Raw genomic sequence first — 16664 nt, forward strand, 5'->3', positions numbered from 1 at the left:
TCGCCTGGTCGTCGGTGATTGATATGGTATCGAACCATAGTATCGGACACTCGCGGCCCCACCCCGCTAGGGAAAGCCCCGGTGACTACCGTGGCCGGCGCTGGCGCGGAGGAAAACCCTGATGCCGGGCTGGCGCTCATGCGTCATATGATATTGATACGTACCATATAAGCCCGATACCTTCTTCCCGACCACCGCATGTACGACTACCAAGCCTCGGTCCGCGCCATCGACGCGCACTGGCCCACCATCCTGCCCTGCATCGCCGGCGCGGTGATCGGCAGCTTCATCTACTTCACCAGCGCGGTGCGGCAGGCGCGGCGCGAGAAGGTCTACACCGAGGCCTTCCTCGGCGCCTCGGTGTTCTTCTGGCACGACCTCAGCTTCGTGCTGCACTTCCCGCTCTGGTTCGGCGTCTACAACCACTGGTGGTTCAAGTCCTGGACCTTCGCGCTGGTCGGCACCGTCGCCTTCGAGGCCTGGCTCATCTACGTGATCTACCAGTACGGCCACCGCGAGTTGTGGCCGAGCCTGAGCAAACGCGCGTTCGGCGCCGCGCTGGTGCTGGGCACGCTGGCGGTCGGCGCGATGTGGTGGGTGCTGAAGGATCTGCTCAACGACGAGCTGTATTTCCTCAGCTTCGCGATCACGGCGATCTGGTCGGCGCCCTTCCACACCGGCCTGATGTGCCTGCGCAAGAGCCGCGCCGGGCAGTCCCCGCTGCGCCAGCTGTGCATGGCCAACAACCTGGTGTGGCTGACCTTCGCCTTCGCGCAGGTCGACCCCTACTTCAAGTCGCCGCCGTTCGTGGCGTTTGCCATCGCCTTCACGCTGTGGCCGCTGGCGAACATCTGGCTGATCCGCCGCCTGCCGCCCGCGCCGGCCGCCGCCTGAGCGCCGCGGCATGCGCGCCGCATGAGCCACGCCACCCTGCCCTGTCTGGCCTATCTGCGCGCCGCGCAGGGCGAACTGGCCGCGACGCAGGCGGCGGTCAGCGGCCAGTTGATCGACTTCATGATCGCGCAGCACCGCCTCGCGCCGCAGTTGCAGCGCGAGGCGCGCGACGCGGCGCGTGCGCTGCTGCCGCGCATCGAGGCCCTGCTCGGCGCGCGCCCGGAACTCGCCGCCGCCTGCTGCGTGGACGACGCGCCGCCGCACGAGCGCTTGCTGGCCGCCGCCGGCGACGCGCAGCGCGAGCTGATCGCACGGGGCACGCCCGAAGCGCATGCGCTGTGCAAGGCGCTGGCCGAGGTCGAGTCGCGCTACAGCCGCGCGCTGGAAGCCGCCGTGCTCGCGCAGGCGCAGGCCTCGGCGGCGCAAGACCGGGCGCAACCCGCGGCACGCAACGCGCGAGCCTACGACGAGGCGGCGCTGCTCGCCTTCGTGCACAACCGCTTCCCGCGCGAGCGCGGCGCGCGCATCGTCGACAGCGGCTTCGTCTCCGGTGGCTACTCGAAGTTCACGATCGGCCTGACGCTCTCGGGCACGCGGGAGCTGCCCGGCGACATCATCCTGCGCGGCGACGCCGCCGCCACCTTCGGCGGCGCGTCGGTGGTGGACGAATACCACCTGCTGCGCGCGCTGCACCAGCACGGCGTGCACGTGCCCGAGCCACTGGCGGTGGAGGACAGCGGCGCGGTGTTCGGCTCGCCCTTCATGCTGGTGGCGCGGCGGCCCGGCCGCATCGTCGGCGGCCCCTACATCGACCCGCCGCACGACCCCGCGCTGTGCGAGGACATCGCGACGCGGCTGGCGGCCATCCACCGCGTGCCGCTGGCCGCGCTCTGGCCGGGCGTGTCGAACGCGGGCCGGCGCAACAGCGAGAAGACGCACGCCTGGCTCGACGAGGCCGAGGCCGCCTGGCAGCCGCTGGCGATGCCCTCGCCGGTGATGTCGGCCGCGCTGGCCTGGCTGCGCCGCCACGCCGACATCACCGACGCCGCGCCGCAGGCGCTGGTGCACGGCGACTACGGGCTGCACAACCTGCTGGTCGAGGACGGCCGCGTCAGCACCATCCTCGACTGGGAGTTCGCGCACGTCGGCAACCCGGCCTACGATCTGGGCTACTTCCACTTCCACGCGCGGCACATGGCATCGTGGGAGCGCTTCCTGCAGGCCTACGCTCGCGCCGGCATGCCGGTACCCGAGCGCGCGCAGCTCGACTACCAGGTGCTGTTCGCCGCCACCCGCATCGGCGTGATGCTGTGCCAGGCGCTGCACGCCTTCAGCTCGGGCGCCGAGATCGGCCTCGCCGGCGCGGCGGTGCTGGGCGGCAACTACTACGAGCGCAGCATCGCGCGCATCGCCGAGGCGCTCGAGCGCGTGTTATGAGCCGGCCGCCGCCTCGGCCGCTTCCTGCCGGCCGGTGGCGCGCCACATCGACACCGCCATCGTGATCATCCAGATGCCGAAGATGATCGCCGGCAGGTAGAACGGCACGACCCCGGCCCACGAGAACGGGCCACGGTTGAAGACCTGCGCGACGAAGCCCTCGCTGGTGATCAGCCCGGCCATCACGTTCATCCAGCCGAGCCAGCGCGGGAACGCGGTGTCGGGCGCGACGTTGTGGCGCGACAGGCTGACGATGCCCACCGGGATCAACTGGAACGGGAAGAACGACGCTGGCGTGATGAACATCAGCCAGGCCAGCTCGTGCATCAGCAGTGTCAGCGCCGGATCGCGCTGCACGTTGTAGGCCGCCGCGCCCCACAGCACCGGCGGCAGCGCGAAGATCCAGGCGCCGGCGAAGCTGGCCAGCACCTGCATCCAGGTCCAGATCGAGCGGTTGCGCTCGATGCGCGCCATCTGCACCGCCACCACCAGCGCCCACGGCAGGTAGAAGCCGCCGCAGACGATCATCACCATCACGCCGAGGCGAAAGCGCAGGTTGGCGTGGGCGTACAGCTCGGCCACCTGCTCGGCCGGCAGGTCGGCCTGCGGGATCGGCAGGAAGCCGAGCATCCAGATGAAGGCCGCGAAGTACAGGCCGCCCATGGCCAGCGACATCGCGATCAGGGTGCGCTGCGTGCGAGCGCTGGCATTGAAGACAGGCATGCGTTGTGTTCGGGTCAGTTCGCCGGCAGGTTCAGGTAGTCGTTCCAGATGCCTTCCTGGTAGTCGCCGTGGGCGACGCGGCCCTCGCAGTCCCAGCGCATCAGCGCCAGCGGCGCGTAGATGTTGTGCCAGGGCGCGTAGTGGGCCATGGAGGCGACGGCGCGGCCGGTGGCGCGCAGGCTGCGGCCGAACTCGTCGCCCAGCGCCAGCTCGACGCCGGTCGCCTGGCGCGTGCGCGCGTCGCGCACGACACGCTTGTCGGCGCGCAGCAGGCGGCCGACGCGGCCGTCGCGCCAGATCCAGCCGCCGGTGAGCGTGCGTTCCTCGGGCAGGCCGAGCGTGCCGACCAGCTCGGGGCTGCGGCTGGCCTGGTCGAACGCGGTGCAGGTGAAGGCGAAGTCGTCGTCGAAGACCGCCTGCATCCAGCTCATCGGCGGCATGGCCAGGTTGTCCTCGGGGCGCGCCTTGCCCCAGGAGCGGTCGCGCACGGTGTAGTCGCCGACGCAGTAGGCCTTGCCGCGGATCACCAGCTCGCCGCTGACCTTCATCGCCTGCTCGAAGTGGTTGCCGTCGCCGAACATCACCGGCGGCGACACCGCCTCGTAGCGCAGGTCGACGCGGTGGCCGCGCCTGTCGTCGGCATAGGTCAGGCGGTGGCGGCGCAGCGGCTCCAGCACCTCGACGCCGTAACCGTTGGCGAGGCGGTAGGCGTGCAGGTCGCCGGCCAGCGCCGTGTCGCTCATGAAGGTGCGGAAGTCGCACAGCAGGCCGTGCGCCAGCGAGACGGTGTGGCCCTGCCAGACGAACAGCCCGCCCGACACCACGCGCAGGTTCGGGTGGTGCCACAGGTAGCCGTAGCCGTGGATGCGCTCCTCGGGGATGCACAGGCCGAAGTACTGCGTCTCGGTGAGCGAGTCGGCCGCCACCAGCGCGTTGCGTTCGGGGTGCAGCAACTCGTCGGCGGGCTGCGCGACGCCCAGGCCGGGGTTCTGCTTGAGGAAGAAGGGGGTGTCGTCGGCCATGGGCTTGCGCTGCGGTTCAGGCGGAAGCCGCTTCGCCGAGTTGCGCCTCCAGCGCGGCCGTGAAGCGCGCCGCGTCGGCGCCGTTGATGACGCGATGATCGTAGCTCAGCGACAGCGGCAGCATCAGCCGCCACTCGAGCGCGTCGCCGACGCCGCGGCGCGGCTTCCACTGCGCGCGCGTCACGCCGAGGATGGCGACTTCCGGCGCGTTGACGATCGGCGTGAAGCCGGTGCCGCCGATGTGGCCCAGCGACGACAGCGTGATGCAGCCGCCCACCATGTCCTTCATCGGCAGGCCCCGGGTGCGGGCCTTGGCCGCCAGCGTGTCGATCTCCTCGGCCAGATCGAACACGCTCTTGCGGTCGCAGTCGCGCAGCACGGCCACCAGCAGGCCGTTCGGCGTGTCGATCGCCATGCCGACGTGGAAGTACTTCTTGAACACCAGGTTCTGCCCGCTGGCGTCGAGCGAGGCGTTGAACTGCGGGTACCGCGCCAGCAGCGCCGCCAGCGCCTTCATCAGGTAGGGCGTCAGCGTGAGCTTGCGGCCGCCCGCCTCGCCGTCGCGGCGGCGCCGCGCGTCCAGCTCGGTGATGTCGGCCTCGTCGTGGTGGGTGACGTGCGGGATGCCGACCCAGTTGCGCGTCAGGTAGCCGGCGGCGAGCTTCTGGATGCGCGACAGCGGCACGATCTGGCCCAGTTCGCCGAACTGCGCATGGTCGATCTCGGGCCAGGGCGGAAGGGCGTTCATCGCGTCAGACGATCTCGCCGAGCACGTCGCCGACCTTGTAGACCTCGCCGACGGCCGCGGCGATCTTCAGCGTGCCGGAGCCGGGCGACTCGATCTCCTGCGCCGACTTGTCGCTTTCCAGCACGTACAGCGGCTGGCCTTCGGCGACCGTCTCGCCATCGGGCACCAGCCATTCGGCGAGCGTGCCTTCTTCCATCGAAAACCCGATCTTCGGGAAAAGAATCTGCGTGGCCAATCCGGCCTCCTTGGACGATGCTGGAAACGACGGTGCTTCAGCCGAGCGTGCGCCGCACGGCCGCTTCGATCTGGTCCTGGCTCGGCACGAAAGCCGTCTCCAGCGGTTTCGAGAAGGGCACGGCGCAGAACGCCGAGCCCAGGCGCTGCACCGGCGCGAGCAGTTGCGCATGCAACGCCTCGTGGATGCGCGCCGACACCTCGGCGCCGACGCCGCAGTTGCGCGTGGCCTCGTGCACCACCACCGCGCGGCGCGTCTTGGCCACCGAGGCGAGGATGGACGTCTCGTCGAGCGGCGAGATCGTGCGCAGGTCCAGCACCTCGACGCTCGTGCCCTCCTTGGCGAGCTTGTCGGCCACCGCCAGCGCGTCCATCACCTGGCGGCTGTAGGTGACGACGGTCACGTCGCTGCCCTCGCGCACCACCTTGGCCTGGCCGAGCGGGATGCGCACGCCGCGCTCGGGCACCGCGCCGGGGGCGAAGTACAGCGGCAGGTTCTCGATGAACAGGCAGGGGTCGGGGTCGGCTATGCACGACAGCATCAGCCCGTAAGCGTCGGCCGGGTTCGACGGGATCACCACCTTCAGGCCGGCGGTGTGGCAGAACCACGATTCGAGGAAGTCGGCATGCTGCCCGCCGGTGGAGAAGCCCGCGCCTGTCATCGTGCGGATCACGATGGGCACGTGCGTCTGCCCGCCCGACATGAAGCGCAGCTTGGCGGCGTGGTTGACGATCATGTCCATCGCCACGGTGGTGAAGTTCATCAGCATGATCTCCGCCACCGGCTTCATGCCCGCCAGCGAGGCGCCGATCGCCGCGCCGATGATGGCCTGCTCGGAGATCGGCGTGGAGCGCACGCGCACGCTGCCGTGCCTGGTCGACAGGCCCTTGGTCACGCCGAGCACGCCGCCTTCCTGCGGGTCGGCCACGTCCTCGCCGAACACCAGCACGTTCGGGTCGGCGGCCAGCGCGTCGTCCAGCGCCATGTTGATGGCCTGGATCATGTTCACGTTCTTGCTCATGCCTGCCCCTCGTCCGCTGGGTACATCGGCCGATCCCCCGAGGGGATGCGGGCCGGCTTGGGAGCGGCCCGGCGCTCGGCCTGCGAAATCATGGTCGTCACTGGATAACTCATGCCTGGATTTCCTCGGCGTAGACATCGCGGCGCAGTTCGGCCACGTCGGGGTAGGCGCTGTCGAGCGCGAACTGCAGCGCCTCGTCGATCTCCTTGTCGATCGCGGCTTCCATCGCGGCCAGGTCGCCCTCGGTGGCGGCGCCCTCGGCGATGAGCCGCGCGCGCAGCGCCGGCACCGGGTCGCGCGCCATCGCGGCGGCCTTCTCGGCCTTGTCCATGTAGGCGTCGGCGTCGCCGAAGATGTGGCCGTGGAAGCGGAAGGTCATCGCCTCGACCAGCGTCGGCCCCTGGCCGGCGCGGGCGCGCGCGATCGCCTCGCCGGCGGCCTGCCACATCGCCACCGGGTCGTTGCCGTCGACGTGCAGGCCCGGCATCGAGTAGGCCGCGGCGCGGTCGGCGATGCGCGCCACCGCGGTCGACAGCTCGTACTTGGTGTGCTCGCCGTAGCCGTTGTTCTGGCAGACGAACACCACCGGCAGCTTCCACACCGAGGCGAGGTTGAGCGATTCGTGGAAAGCGCCGATGTTGCTCGCGCCGTCGCCGAAGTAGGCGATGGACACCGCCTTGCTGCCGCGCACCTGCGCCGCCAGCGCCAGGCCGTTGGCGATGGGCATGCTGCTGCCGACGATGCCGGTGGTCACCATCACGCCGTGCGACGGGTCGGTCACGTGCATCGGCCCGCCCTTGCCCTTGGAGGTGCCGGTGATCTTGCCGGCCAGCTCGGCCCACAGCCGCTTCGGCGGCACGCCCTTGGCGAGCATGTCGTGGATGCCGCGGTAGATGGTGCAGATGGTGTCCTCGTCGCCCAGGTGCACCGAAGTCGCCGCGGGGATGATCTCCTGCCCGCGCGGCGAGTAGTACGGCATCACCAGCTTGCCGGACTTGATGACCGAGCGGAAGCGCTCGTCGTTCTGCTTGATCAGCGTCGCGCGGCGGTAGATCTCCAGCAGCGTGGCGCGGTCGGGTCGGGGCGTCGATGAACTCATGAGAACTCCACTCGCTGGGGGGTCGGGGACGCGGGCGCGGCGGCGTCTGCCGGCGCGTCGCCCACGCGGGAGAGCAGAAAGTGCGACAGCGCGGGGATCAGCACCAGCGCGGCGATCATGTTGAAGAGGAACATGAAGGTCAGCATGATCCCCATGTCGGCCTGGAACTTGATGGGCGACCAGGCCCAGGTGACGACGCCGGCGGCCAGCGTGATGCCCACCAGCCCGACCACCTTGCCGGTGAAGCCCACCGCCTGCCGGTAGGCCTCGGCCAGCGGCAGGCCGGCGCGCTGCCGCGCCAGTTGCACGCTCAGCAGGTACAGCGCGTAGTCGACGCCGATGCCCACGCCCAGCGCCACCACCGGCAGCGTGGCCACCTTGATGCCGATGCCGAGCTTGACCATCAGCGCCTCGGCGAGGATGGAGGTCAGCACCAGCGGCAGCACCGCCACCAGCACCGCGCGCCAGTTGCGGAAGGTGATTGCGCACAGCGCGATCACCGCCGCGTAGACGTACAGCAGCATCTTCGTGTTGGCCTCGCGCACGACGATGTTGGTGGCGGCCTCGACGCCGGCGCTGCCGGCGGCGAGCAGGAACTGCCGCTCGGGCGTGCCGTGGGCGTCGGCGAAGCGACTCGCCTCGGCGACCACGCGTGCCAGCGTCTCGGCCTTGTGGTCGCTCAGGAAGGCCAGCACCGGCGCCACCGAGCAGTCGCTGTTGAGGAACTCGGAGTTCCAGCCCATTGCGGCGGCGATCTGGTTGTTGATCAGGCGCTGGTCGGCGCCCAGCGTCCACCACTTCGGGCTGCCCTCGTAGCTGCCGGCCATGTAGGCGCGCACCGTGTCGGCCAGCGAGGCGGTACGCTGCACGCCGCCCACCTGCGCGAGCGTGGTGCCCAGGCGGTCGATCTCGGTCAGCGTCTCGAAGCTGCCGCACTGATCGGGCGGCGTCTTGACCATCACCGCGAACACGTCGCTGGAAACGCCGTAGTGCGCGGTGATGTAGGCATCGTCGCGGTTGTAGCGCGAGTCGGCGCGCAGCTCGGGCGCGCCGGCGTCGAGGTCGCCGACCTTCAGGTCCTTGCTGACGACGAAGCCGGCGACGCCGAGCGCCAGCGCGGCGAGCACCGCCGCCATGGCCCAGCGCCGCTGGGTGAACTTGTCGATGAACATCCACAGGTGCCCGGCGAAGCCGCGGCCCTGCTCTTCCTTCGCGTCCTCGCGCAGGCTGCGCTGCGCGGCGCGCCGGCTGACCCCGGTGTACGACAGGAACACCGGCAGCAGGATCAGGTTGGTGAAGACCAGCACCGCCACGCCCAGGCTGGCGCTGAGCGCCAGCTCGCGGATCACCGGGATGTCGATCACCATCAGCACGGCGAAGCCCACCGCGTCGGCCATCAGCGCCGTCAGCCCGGCCAGGAACAGGCGCCGGAAGGTGTAGCGTGCCGCGATCAGCCGGTGCGTGCCGCGGCCGATGTCCTGCATCACGCCGTTCATCTTCTGCGCGCCGTGGCTGACGCCGATGGCGAAGACGAGGAAGGGCACCAGCATCGAGAACGGGTCGAGCCGGAAGCCGAGCATCGCGATCAGCCCGAGCTGCCACACCACCGCCACCAGCGAGCACACCAGCACCAGCGCCGTGCTGCGCACGCAGCGCGTGAAGTGGAAGATGATCGCCGTGGCCACCGCGGCGGCGGCGAGGAAGAACCACACCACCTGCGCCAGCCCGTCGATCAGCGTGCCCACCAGCGCGGCGAAGCCGGTGACGCGCACCGCCATGCGCGGCTGCCCCGCGGCGGGCTGCTCGTACTTCGCCTGGATCGCCTTCAGCCCGGCCCAGAAGTCCTGGTAGCCGCCCTTGCGCTGCTCCTCGGCGCTCTGCGGCAGCAGCGGCACGACGATCATCGCCGAGCGGTAGTCGTCGGCGACCAGGCTGCCGACGATGCCGGCGCGCGCGATGTTCAGGCGCAGCGCCTCCATCGCGGTGGGCGTGCCATCGAAGCGGTCGGGCATCACCGGGCCGCCGGACAGGCCTTCCTCGGTCACCTCGGTCCAACGCACCACCGGCGTCCAGATCGACTTCATCCACGCGCGGTCGACGCCGGGCAGCAGGAAGACCTCGTCGTTGAGCTGGCCGAAGCGCTGCAGGAAGCGCGGCTCGAAGAGGTCGCCGTCGGGATTCTCGACGACGATGCGCACCGAGTCGCCCAGGCCGCGCAGCTCGGCGCGGTTGGCCAGGTAGTTCTGGATGTAGGGGTGCGACTGCGGCAGCATGTTCTCGAAGCTGGCGCTGAGCACGAGGCCGCGCAACTGGAACACGAACAGCAGCGTCAGCAGCAGGCACACCAGCATCACCGCGCCGCGGTGGTTGAAGATCAGTCGTTCGAGGCGGTTGCCGCTGGAGGCGTCGAAGTCCGACAGCTCGGCGATCACCGGCATCTCGACGGCGGACGTGCTGGATGTGTCCATGAGGAGTGCGCCGCGCCCTTATCGAACCAAGTCGGGAAGCACGGCGACGCCGCCGGGCCCGGCCGAGACGAGTTCGCCCGCCGCCCCTTCGGCGAGCGCGAACGAGACCGTGTGCGCCTTGGCGTCGACGGCCGCGAAGCTGCGCCCGCCGTCGCGGCTGCGCAGCCAGCCGCCGGCCTGGTCGGCCAGCAGCAGCTCGCCGCCGCGCAGCTTCACGCCGGCGACCAGGCCGACCTTGCGCGGCGTGGCGATGGTGCGCCACTGGCGGCCGGCATCGTCGCTGGCCAGCAGGCTGCCGCGCATGCCGTAGGCGAGCACGCGCGGGCCGTCGACCAGCAGCCCGAACAGCGTGCCGCCGTAGCCGGTGGGCACGGCCAGCCAGCGGCTCGAGGACGCATCGAGGCGCCACACGCCGCCGCGCTCGCCGGCCAGGAACACGCCGCCGGGGCCGCCGCGCACGGCGTAGAAGTGCAGTTCCTCGGGGTTGTCGGTGCGCTCCATGCACGGCACCCAGGTGCGGCCGCCGTCCTCGGTGCGGAAGATCGTGTTGAAGGTACCGACCAGCGTGCCGCTGCGCTCCGACTCGAACCACACGTCGAGCAGCGAGGGCACCGAGTCCTGCTCGATGGCGCGCGACGCGCCGGCCAGCGCCTTCGCCGCGGCCGAATCGGGGGTCGGGTTCTGCGCCTGGTAGAAGCGCTGCGCCACCTCGTTGAGCTGCTGGCCGGCGAAGCGGCGCACCCAGTGCGCGCCGGCGTCGTTGCTTTCCAGCACCACGCCGCGGTGGCCGACCGCGAAACCGTGCGTCGGCGTCGCGAAGTGGATCGCCACCAGATCGGTCTCGACCGGCACCTGCGCCTGCGTCCAGGTCTGGCCCGCGTCGTCGGAGAACACGATGCGGCCGCGCAGGCCCGCGGCGACCATGCGCTGGCCGGCGCGCGCCACGGCGAGCAGCGGCGCGCGCGCCGCCGGGCCCTGGTGCGCGGCGGGCGTCTCGGTCGGCGCGCGGTAGCCCGGCGCGGACGCCGCCTGCGCCACCTCTGCCGTACCCGCCGCGCCCTGCGCCGCCGCCGCGTGCGCCGCACCGGCCAGCAGCCACGCCAGCGCGAGGCGCGCCGCGGCGGCGAACGGGCAGGTCGGGCAAGGTCGACGGATCATTATCGTATGGTACAGTTCTTTTTCCATTCCCCGCCGTCGGCGGCCGCGAATCGGCCTCGGGACTTACCCGCGCCCGCCCTCGGCGAAGCGGCTTTCTCCCTGCATGCGCCGGGCTCGAATGGCGCGTCGCGCCCGCGTCGTTTTGCCCCACCCCTTGGTTAACCCGCAATTGACCCGTAGCCGATCGTACGACACGATACGGTATGTCTTGATCCTCCATTCAAGCACACCAGGAGACGCCCCTTGAAGACATCCCCCGATTCACGCGCCCGGGCCCGCGGCCCGCGGCTGAACGCGCTGGCCGCGGCCGTGCTCGCGCTGGCCGGCGGCAGCGCCCAGGCCTTCGAGATCGACAGCGGCAACCCCGACCTGAAGCTGCGCCTGGACACCACGGTGCGCTACAACCTCGGCGTGCGCGCCGAGGACTGCGACAAGAACATCTGCGGCAACGGCGCCGGCCTGGGCGACGTCACCGCGCACCAGTCGGACCGCAAGTTCGCCAAGGCCGGCAAGGTGATGGCCAACCGCATCGACCTGCTGCCCGAGTTCGACGCGGTCTACCAGGGCCGCTTCGGCCTGCGCGTCAGCGGCGCGGCCTGGTACGACGCCGCCTACAAGAACCGCGTCGAGGGCGACCCGGCGCTCAGCGCCGCGGCCGGCGGCGCCTTCCAGGGCGCCGGGCCGAACGGCGGCCCCTACAGCGACTACACCAAGCGCTTCAACATCGGCCCCTCGGCCGAGTTCCTCGACGCCTTCGTGTTCGCCAAGTTCAAGCTCGGCGAGATCCCGGTCGCCGTCAAGGCCGGCCAGCACAACATCTACTGGGGCGAGTCGCTGTTCTCCTTCGTCAACGGCATCTCGGTCGGGCAGGGTCCGGTCGACTTCCGCAAGGCGATCGCCACGCCCGGCATCGAGGCCAAGGAGGTGTTCCGCCCGCTCAAGCAGCTCTCGTTCTCGGCCGACCTGACCGACCGCATGAGCCTGGCCGGCCAGTACTTCCTCGACTGGAAGCCGACCATCCTGCCCGACGGCGGCACCTACTTCGGCGCGGCCGACGGCCTGAGCATGGCCGGCGGCGGCAGCATCTTCGGCGTACCCTTCGGCGGCGTGACGGCGGAGCCGAAACACAAGCGCGGCGACTTCGGCCTCGCGCTGAAGATGCGCCCCGAGTGGCTCGACGGCAGCATGGGCCTGTACTACCGCGAGTACACCGACAAGACGCCGCAGCTCGTGATCACCGGCCTCGCGGTGGTCGGCGGCAACGTGGCGCCGACCGGCTTCGGCCTCGACTACTCGACGCCGCGCCAGAAGCTGTTCGGCCTGAGCCTGAGCAAGCAGATGTTCGACATCTCCTTCGGCGCCGACCTCACCTACCGCAAGGACGCGCAGATCGCCGCGCGCCCGTTCGCCACGCCGGCCGGCACGGCCGACCTGGGCGGCGGGCCGATCGGCAACTCGCTGCTGCCCACCGGCGACGTGTTCTCGGGCGTCGTCAACGCGATCGCCTACTTCGGCAAGACGGCGGTGTTCGACTCCGCCGCGCTGCAGGCCGAGATCAACTTCTCGCATCTGATCTCGGTGAAGAGCAACCCGGGCTCGTTCTACGCCGACGGCTACAACTGCCCGCAGGCGCTGACCGAGGGTTTCCCGTACGGCTGCGCGACGAAGAACTCGATGGGCATCGCGATCGCCTTCGAGCCGAAGTGGTTCCAAGTGATGAACGGCGTCGACCTGTCGATGCCGCTGTTCCTCGGCGTCGGCGTGAAGGGCAACTCGGTGGTGGCCTTCGGCGACAACAAGGGCCAGGGCAGCTACGCCATCGGCGCGACCGCCGACGTCGACAGCAAGTACACCGTCACGCTGAAGTACAACGGCTTCCTCGCCAAGCACGGCAAGGACGAATTGGGCGCCGCATCGAACAGCAACGCGAGCCTGGGCAAGTACTGGGATCGCGGCTTCGTGTCGCTCACGCTGAAGACCACGTTCTAAGCCTCATCAGGAGACCCACGATGTTCCGCAAGTCACCCATCGCCCTGCTGCTCGCCGGCGGCCTGTCGGCCCAGGTCGCGATCGCCGCCGTGACGGCCGAGGAGGCCAAGCAGCTCGGCGGCGACAAGCTCACCGCCGTCGGCGCCGAGCGCGCCGGCAACAAGGAAGGCACGATCCCGCCCTACTCCGGCAAGGCGCCCAAGGCGCCCGCCGGCTACGACCCCAAGGACCCCGGCCAGCGCCCCAGCCCCTACGACGACAAGCCGCTGTTCAGCATCACGGCGCAGAACGTCGACCAGTACGCCGACAAGCTCGACCACATGCGCGAGCTGTTCAAGCGCTACCCGAACTACCGCATGGACGTGTACCCGTCGCACCGCGACATCGAGTACCCGAAGTACGTGCTCGACAACACGATCAAGAACGCCACCTCGTGCAAGGCCACGCAGAAGGAGCTGAAGCTCGAGGGCTGCTACGGCGGCCTGCCGTTCCCGATCCCCAAGACCGGCAACGAGGTGATGTGGAACCACCTGCTGCACTTCACCACCCATACCTACCGCGGCGCGACCACCTCCACGCTGACGCCGGCCAACGGCAAGTCGATCGTCACCGGCCAGAACAAGGTCGACCAGCAGTACGACTACTACAACCCGGCCAACACCAAGCCGAACCCGACCGACCTGACGTTCTGGAAGGCCTTCATCATCACGACGGCGCCGGCGCGCGACGCCGGCAACGGCATCCTGCTGCTCGACAACCTCGACATGGTCGACAAGGGGCGCCGCGCCTACCAGTACATCCCGGGCCAGCGCCGCGTCAAGCTCTCGCCCAACCTCGCCTACGACACGCCCAACCCGCTGACCGGCGGCACCGGCACGATGGACGACGCCAAGGGCTTCCTCGGCGCACTGGACCGCTATGACTTCAAGCTGATCGGCAAGAAGGAGAAGTTCCTGCCGTACAACAACTTCGGCGTCTCGAACGCCAAGGTGTGCAACCAGGAGAAGCTCACCTCGCACAAGAACTTCCCCAACCCCGACTGCATGCGCTGGGAGCTGCACCGCGTCTGGCAGGTGGAGGCCACGCTGAAGGAGGGCTTCCGACACGCCTACCAGAAGCGCATCTTCTACTGGGACGAGGACGCGCCCGGCGGCGGCGTGGTCGAGAACTTCGACGCGGCGGGCAAGCTGTACCGCGTGGTGCTGGCCAACATCTTCCCGTTCTACGACACCGAGCTCGGCTCCTACGCCGACGCCTCGATGGCGATGGACCTGCAGACCGGCTCGTGGATCAGCAACGGCATCTCGCCGGAGCCGGGCATGGGCATGTGGCCGATCCCGCCCAAGGACGACCGCGAGTTCTCGCCGGAAGCGCTGGCCGGCCAGGGCATCCGCTGAAGCAGGCGTCCACGCGCCGGGCGCCGGCAGCGGCGCCGGGCGCTTTTTTGCGACGGGGAACCGACGTGAGCACTCTTCTCGTGACGGGCGCGGCCCGCGGCATCGGCCACCGGCTGGTCGAGCGCGCGCTGGCGCGCGGCGACACGGTCTTCGCGGTGGTGCGCAAGGACGGCGACGCCGGCCGCTTCAGCGCCTCGCCCAAGCTGCACGTGGTGCGCATGGACATGGCGCACACCGACTCGGTGGCGCAGGGCTTCGCCGAGGTCGACCGGCTGCTGGCCGGCGCGCCGCTGCAGGCCATCGCGCACTGCGCGGCGATCTCCATCCCCGGCGCGATCGAGCTGACCGAGGTGGCCGAGTTCGAGCAGATCATCAACACCAACGCGCTGGGCAGCCTGCGCGTGCTGAAGGCCGCGATCCCGCGGCTGCGCGGCCACGGCGGGCGGCTCGTGCTGGTCACCTCGCTGTGGGGCCAGGCCTCCGGCGCGCTGCTGGGCGCCTACTGCGCCTCGAAGCACGCGATCGAGTCGCTCGCCGACACGGCGCGGCGCGAGACGATGGGCATGAACCTGCACATCGTCGTCGCCGAGCCCGGTGTCGTGAAGACCGACATGCTGAGCGACCAGGCGCCGGCGGTGCGCGAGCACCTCGAGCGCATGACGGCCGAGCAGCGCGGGCTGTACGGCTTCCTGTACGGGCGCTACTTCAAGCTCGTCAGCGGCGCCGGCGGCATCACGGCCGACGCCTGCGCGGCGGGCATCGAGCGCGCGCTGCGTGCCGCGCGGCCAGCCGCGCGCTACCGCATCGGCGGCGATTCGAAGCTGGTGTGCCTGCTCGACGCGCTGCTGCCCGATCGCTGGATGGACTGGGTGATGGCGCGGTCGCTCAACAACAAGCCGATGGCCGGCGAATCCATCCGTTAGCATATGATGTGAAACCGTCTCCAAAGGAAGGGAAAACGGTCATGCCAAGAACCGCCAAGACCTCTCCCGGCCGGGCCAAGGCCGGCAAGCCGGCCGCCAAGGGCGCCGCCGCGGCGGCGCCGGCGGCGGCGCGGCCCCTGGAGGAGAACTGGGACCAGCGCCTGGGTTTCCTGATGCACGACGTGTCGCGGCTGCGGCGCACGGTGTTCGACGACTTCATGAAGCCGCTGAACGTGACGCGCTCGCAGTGGTGGGTGCTGGCCTACCTGTCGCGCCACGACGGCATGATCCAGAGCGACCTTGCCAACGTGCTGGAGCTGGGCAAGGCCGCGCTCGGCAGCCTGGTCGACCGGCTGGAGGCCGCCGGCCTGGTGCGCCGCGGCGCCGACGAGTCGGACCGCCGCGCCAAGCGCGTCTACCTCTCGCCGGCCGGCGCGCAACTGATCAAGGAGATGCGCGTGCTCAGCCACGAGATGAGCGAGCGCATCCTCGAAGGCCTGGACACCGATGCGCGCCACACGCTGGCCGCGCTGCTCGGCCAGGTGAAGTCGAACCTGCTGGCGATCTCCAAGGGCAAGGGCTGAGCCCCTTGCCCTCGCGCGTCGCGGTCAGAACGCGACCTTGTCCTTGCCCTTGAGCTGCAGGATCTCGCGCGCCTCGGCCGGCGTGGCGATCTCCAGCCCAAGCCCCTCGAGGATCTCGCGCACCTTGCGCACCTGCTGCGCGTTCGACTCGGCCAGGCGTCCCTTGCCGATCCACAGGCTGTCCTCCAGGCCCACGCGCACGTTGCCGCCCATCGCGGCGGCCATCGCCGCGACCTTCATCTGCGCCGCGCCGGCGCCCAGCACCGACCAGCGGTAGTCGTCGCCGAACAGGCGGTCGGCGGTGCGCTTCATGTGCATCACGTCGTCCGGGTGCGAGCCGATGCCGCCGAGCAGGCCGAACACCGTCTGCACGAAATACGGCGCCTTGACCAGCCCACGGTCGACGAAATGCGCCAGGTTGTACAGGTGCGCGGTGTCGTAGCACTCGAACTCGTAGCGCGTCTGGTTGGCCGACATCTCCGTCAGCGCAGTCTCGATGTCGCCGTAGGTGTTGCGGAACACCAGGTTGCGGCTGCCTTCGAGGTACTCGCGCTCCCAGGCGTGCTTGAACTCCTTGAAGCGCTCGAGCATGCCGAACAGGCCGAAGCCCATCGTGCCCATGTTCATCGACGCCACCTCGGGCTTGAACACGATCGAGGGCTGGATGCGCTCCTGCACGCTCATGTAGGGCGAGCCGCCGGTGGTGAGGTTCACCACCGCGTCGCAGCGCTGCGCGATCTGCGGCAGGAAGCGGCCGAACGCCTGCGGGCTCTGGTCGGGCTTGCCGGTCTCGGGGTCGCGCGCGTGCAGGTGGATGATGGCCGCGCCGGCCTCGCAGGCCTGTACGGCCGCGTCGGCGATCTCCTGCGGCGTCACCGGCAGGTGCGGCGACATCGACGGCGTGTGGATCGAGCCGGTCACGGCGCAGGTGATGATGACTTTCTTCTGGGCTGGCATGGCGCGTCT

The 16664-nt window shown here is 70.0% G+C and carries 15 protein-coding genes; 6 read left to right on the forward strand and 9 right to left on the reverse strand.

Annotated elements, in window-relative coordinates; translation table 11 throughout:
- Positions 1 to 198 precede the first annotated feature (198 nt).
- Together QM792_RS18100 and QM792_RS18105 are read left to right on the forward strand one after the other, a co-directional pair.
- Entirely contained in the window at positions 199 to 894 is a 696-nt protein-coding gene (locus QM792_RS18100; protein ID WP_415151494.1) for a hypothetical protein, read from the forward strand.
- Positions 895 to 915: 21 nt separating this feature from the next.
- A complete protein-coding gene (locus QM792_RS18105) occupies positions 916 to 2331 on the forward strand; it encodes a phosphotransferase family protein (RefSeq protein ID WP_415151495.1) in 1416 nt (471 codons plus the stop codon).
- Here QM792_RS18105 and QM792_RS18110 read toward each other — a convergent pair.
- From QM792_RS18110 to QM792_RS18145, 8 genes are all read right to left on the reverse strand, one after another.
- Complete coding sequence (locus tag QM792_RS18110; RefSeq protein ID WP_415151496.1) at positions 2326 to 3054, reverse strand: hypothetical protein; 729 nt, start codon at positions 3052 to 3054, stop codon at positions 2326 to 2328. The genes QM792_RS18105 and QM792_RS18110 overlap by 6 nt on opposite strands.
- A gap of 14 nt (positions 3055 to 3068) precedes the next feature.
- Complete coding sequence (locus QM792_RS18115; protein WP_415151497.1) at positions 3069 to 4076, reverse strand: hypothetical protein; 1008 nt, start codon at positions 4074 to 4076, stop codon at positions 3069 to 3071.
- A gap of 16 nt (positions 4077 to 4092) precedes the next feature.
- A complete protein-coding gene (locus QM792_RS18120) occupies positions 4093 to 4824 on the reverse strand; it encodes a 2-oxo acid dehydrogenase subunit E2 (RefSeq protein ID WP_415151498.1) in 732 nt (243 codons plus the stop codon).
- 4 nt (positions 4825 to 4828) lie between these two features.
- Positions 4829 to 5020, reverse strand: a complete 192-nt coding sequence (locus QM792_RS18125; RefSeq protein WP_415151499.1) for a lipoyl domain-containing protein — start codon at positions 5018 to 5020, stop codon at positions 4829 to 4831.
- A 76-nt stretch (positions 5021 to 5096) separates the two neighbouring features.
- Positions 5097 to 6080, reverse strand: a complete 984-nt coding sequence (locus QM792_RS18130; protein WP_415151500.1) for an alpha-ketoacid dehydrogenase subunit beta — start codon at positions 6078 to 6080, stop codon at positions 5097 to 5099.
- 109 nt (positions 6081 to 6189) lie between these two features.
- On the reverse strand, positions 6190 to 7179 hold the full coding sequence (locus tag QM792_RS18135) for a thiamine pyrophosphate-dependent dehydrogenase E1 component subunit alpha (protein WP_415151501.1): 990 nt from the start codon (positions 7177 to 7179) through the stop codon (positions 6190 to 6192).
- Positions 7176 to 9647 carry an efflux RND transporter permease subunit gene (locus QM792_RS18140; protein ID WP_415151502.1) on the reverse strand — a complete coding sequence of 824 codons (2472 nt, stop codon included), beginning with the start codon at positions 9645 to 9647 and terminating at the stop codon, positions 7176 to 7178. Before QM792_RS18140 ends, QM792_RS18135 begins: the two co-directional genes overlap by 4 nt.
- An 18-nt stretch (positions 9648 to 9665) precedes the next feature.
- Positions 9666 to 10805 carry a WD40/YVTN/BNR-like repeat-containing protein gene (locus tag QM792_RS18145; RefSeq protein WP_415151503.1) on the reverse strand — a complete coding sequence of 380 codons (1140 nt, stop codon included), beginning with the start codon at positions 10803 to 10805 and terminating at the stop codon, positions 9666 to 9668.
- A gap of 243 nt (positions 10806 to 11048) precedes the next feature.
- Here QM792_RS18145 and QM792_RS18150 point away from each other — a divergent pair, with 243 nt between their 5' ends.
- The 4 genes from QM792_RS18150 to QM792_RS18165 all read left to right on the forward strand — a co-directional run bounded on the left by QM792_RS18150 (position 11049) and on the right by QM792_RS18165 (position 15698).
- Positions 11049 to 12794 carry a DUF1302 domain-containing protein gene (locus QM792_RS18150; protein ID WP_415151504.1) on the forward strand — a complete coding sequence of 582 codons (1746 nt, stop codon included), beginning with the start codon at positions 11049 to 11051 and terminating at the stop codon, positions 12792 to 12794.
- 20 nt (positions 12795 to 12814) lie between these two features.
- Entirely contained in the window at positions 12815 to 14191 is a 1377-nt protein-coding gene (locus QM792_RS18155) for a DUF1329 domain-containing protein (protein ID WP_415151505.1), read from the forward strand.
- Positions 14192 to 14256: 65 nt separating this feature from the next.
- Positions 14257 to 15114, forward strand: coding sequence for an SDR family NAD(P)-dependent oxidoreductase (locus tag QM792_RS18160; protein WP_415151506.1), 858 nt, complete (start codon positions 14257 to 14259; stop codon positions 15112 to 15114).
- Between the two features lie 41 nt (positions 15115 to 15155).
- Complete coding sequence (locus QM792_RS18165; protein ID WP_415151507.1) at positions 15156 to 15698, forward strand: MarR family winged helix-turn-helix transcriptional regulator; 543 nt, start codon at positions 15156 to 15158, stop codon at positions 15696 to 15698.
- Positions 15699 to 15722: 24 nt separating this feature from the next.
- Here QM792_RS18165 and QM792_RS18170 read toward each other — a convergent pair whose 3' ends face one another.
- Positions 15723 to 16655, reverse strand: coding sequence for a 3-keto-5-aminohexanoate cleavage protein (locus QM792_RS18170; protein ID WP_415151508.1), 933 nt, complete (start codon positions 16653 to 16655; stop codon positions 15723 to 15725).
- Positions 16656 to 16664 lie beyond the last annotated feature (9 nt).

Origin of the sequence: Piscinibacter sp. (genome assembly GCF_047600445.1) — a bacterium.
Lineage (GTDB): Bacteria > Pseudomonadota > Gammaproteobacteria > Burkholderiales > Burkholderiaceae_C > Piscinibacter.

What these genes read in the sequence shown, in the direction of transcription:
- QM792_RS18100 (WP_415151494.1), top strand. Translation starts at nt 199, where the DNA reads ATGTACGACTACCAAGCCTCGGTCCGCGCCATCGACGCGCACTGGCCC.
- QM792_RS18105 (WP_415151495.1), top strand. Translation starts at nt 916, where the DNA reads ATGAGCCACGCCACCCTGCCCTGTCTGGCCTATCTGCGCGCCGCGCAG.
- QM792_RS18110 (WP_415151496.1), bottom strand. Translation starts at nt 3,054, where the DNA reads ATGCCTGTCTTCAATGCCAGCGCTCGCACGCAGCGCACCCTGATCGCG.
- QM792_RS18115 (WP_415151497.1), bottom strand. Translation starts at nt 4,076, where the DNA reads ATGGCCGACGACACCCCCTTCTTCCTCAAGCAGAACCCCGGCCTGGGC.
- QM792_RS18120 (WP_415151498.1), bottom strand. Translation starts at nt 4,824, where the DNA reads ATGAACGCCCTTCCGCCCTGGCCCGAGATCGACCATGCGCAGTTCGGC.
- QM792_RS18125 (WP_415151499.1), bottom strand. Translation starts at nt 5,020, where the DNA reads ATGGAAGAAGGCACGCTCGCCGAATGGCTGGTGCCCGATGGCGAGACG.
- QM792_RS18130 (WP_415151500.1), bottom strand. Translation starts at nt 6,080, where the DNA reads ATGAGCAAGAACGTGAACATGATCCAGGCCATCAACATGGCGCTGGAC.
- QM792_RS18135 (WP_415151501.1), bottom strand. Translation starts at nt 7,179, where the DNA reads ATGAGTTCATCGACGCCCCGACCCGACCGCGCCACGCTGCTGGAGATC.
- QM792_RS18140 (WP_415151502.1), bottom strand. Translation starts at nt 9,647, where the DNA reads ATGGACACATCCAGCACGTCCGCCGTCGAGATGCCGGTGATCGCCGAG.
- QM792_RS18145 (WP_415151503.1), bottom strand. Translation starts at nt 10,805, where the DNA reads ATGATCCGTCGACCTTGCCCGACCTGCCCGTTCGCCGCCGCGGCGCGC.
- QM792_RS18155 (WP_415151505.1), top strand. Translation starts at nt 12,815, where the DNA reads ATGTTCCGCAAGTCACCCATCGCCCTGCTGCTCGCCGGCGGCCTGTCG.
- QM792_RS18165 (WP_415151507.1), top strand. Translation starts at nt 15,156, where the DNA reads ATGCCAAGAACCGCCAAGACCTCTCCCGGCCGGGCCAAGGCCGGCAAG.
- QM792_RS18170 (WP_415151508.1), bottom strand. Translation starts at nt 16,655, where the DNA reads ATGCCAGCCCAGAAGAAAGTCATCATCACCTGCGCCGTGACCGGCTCG.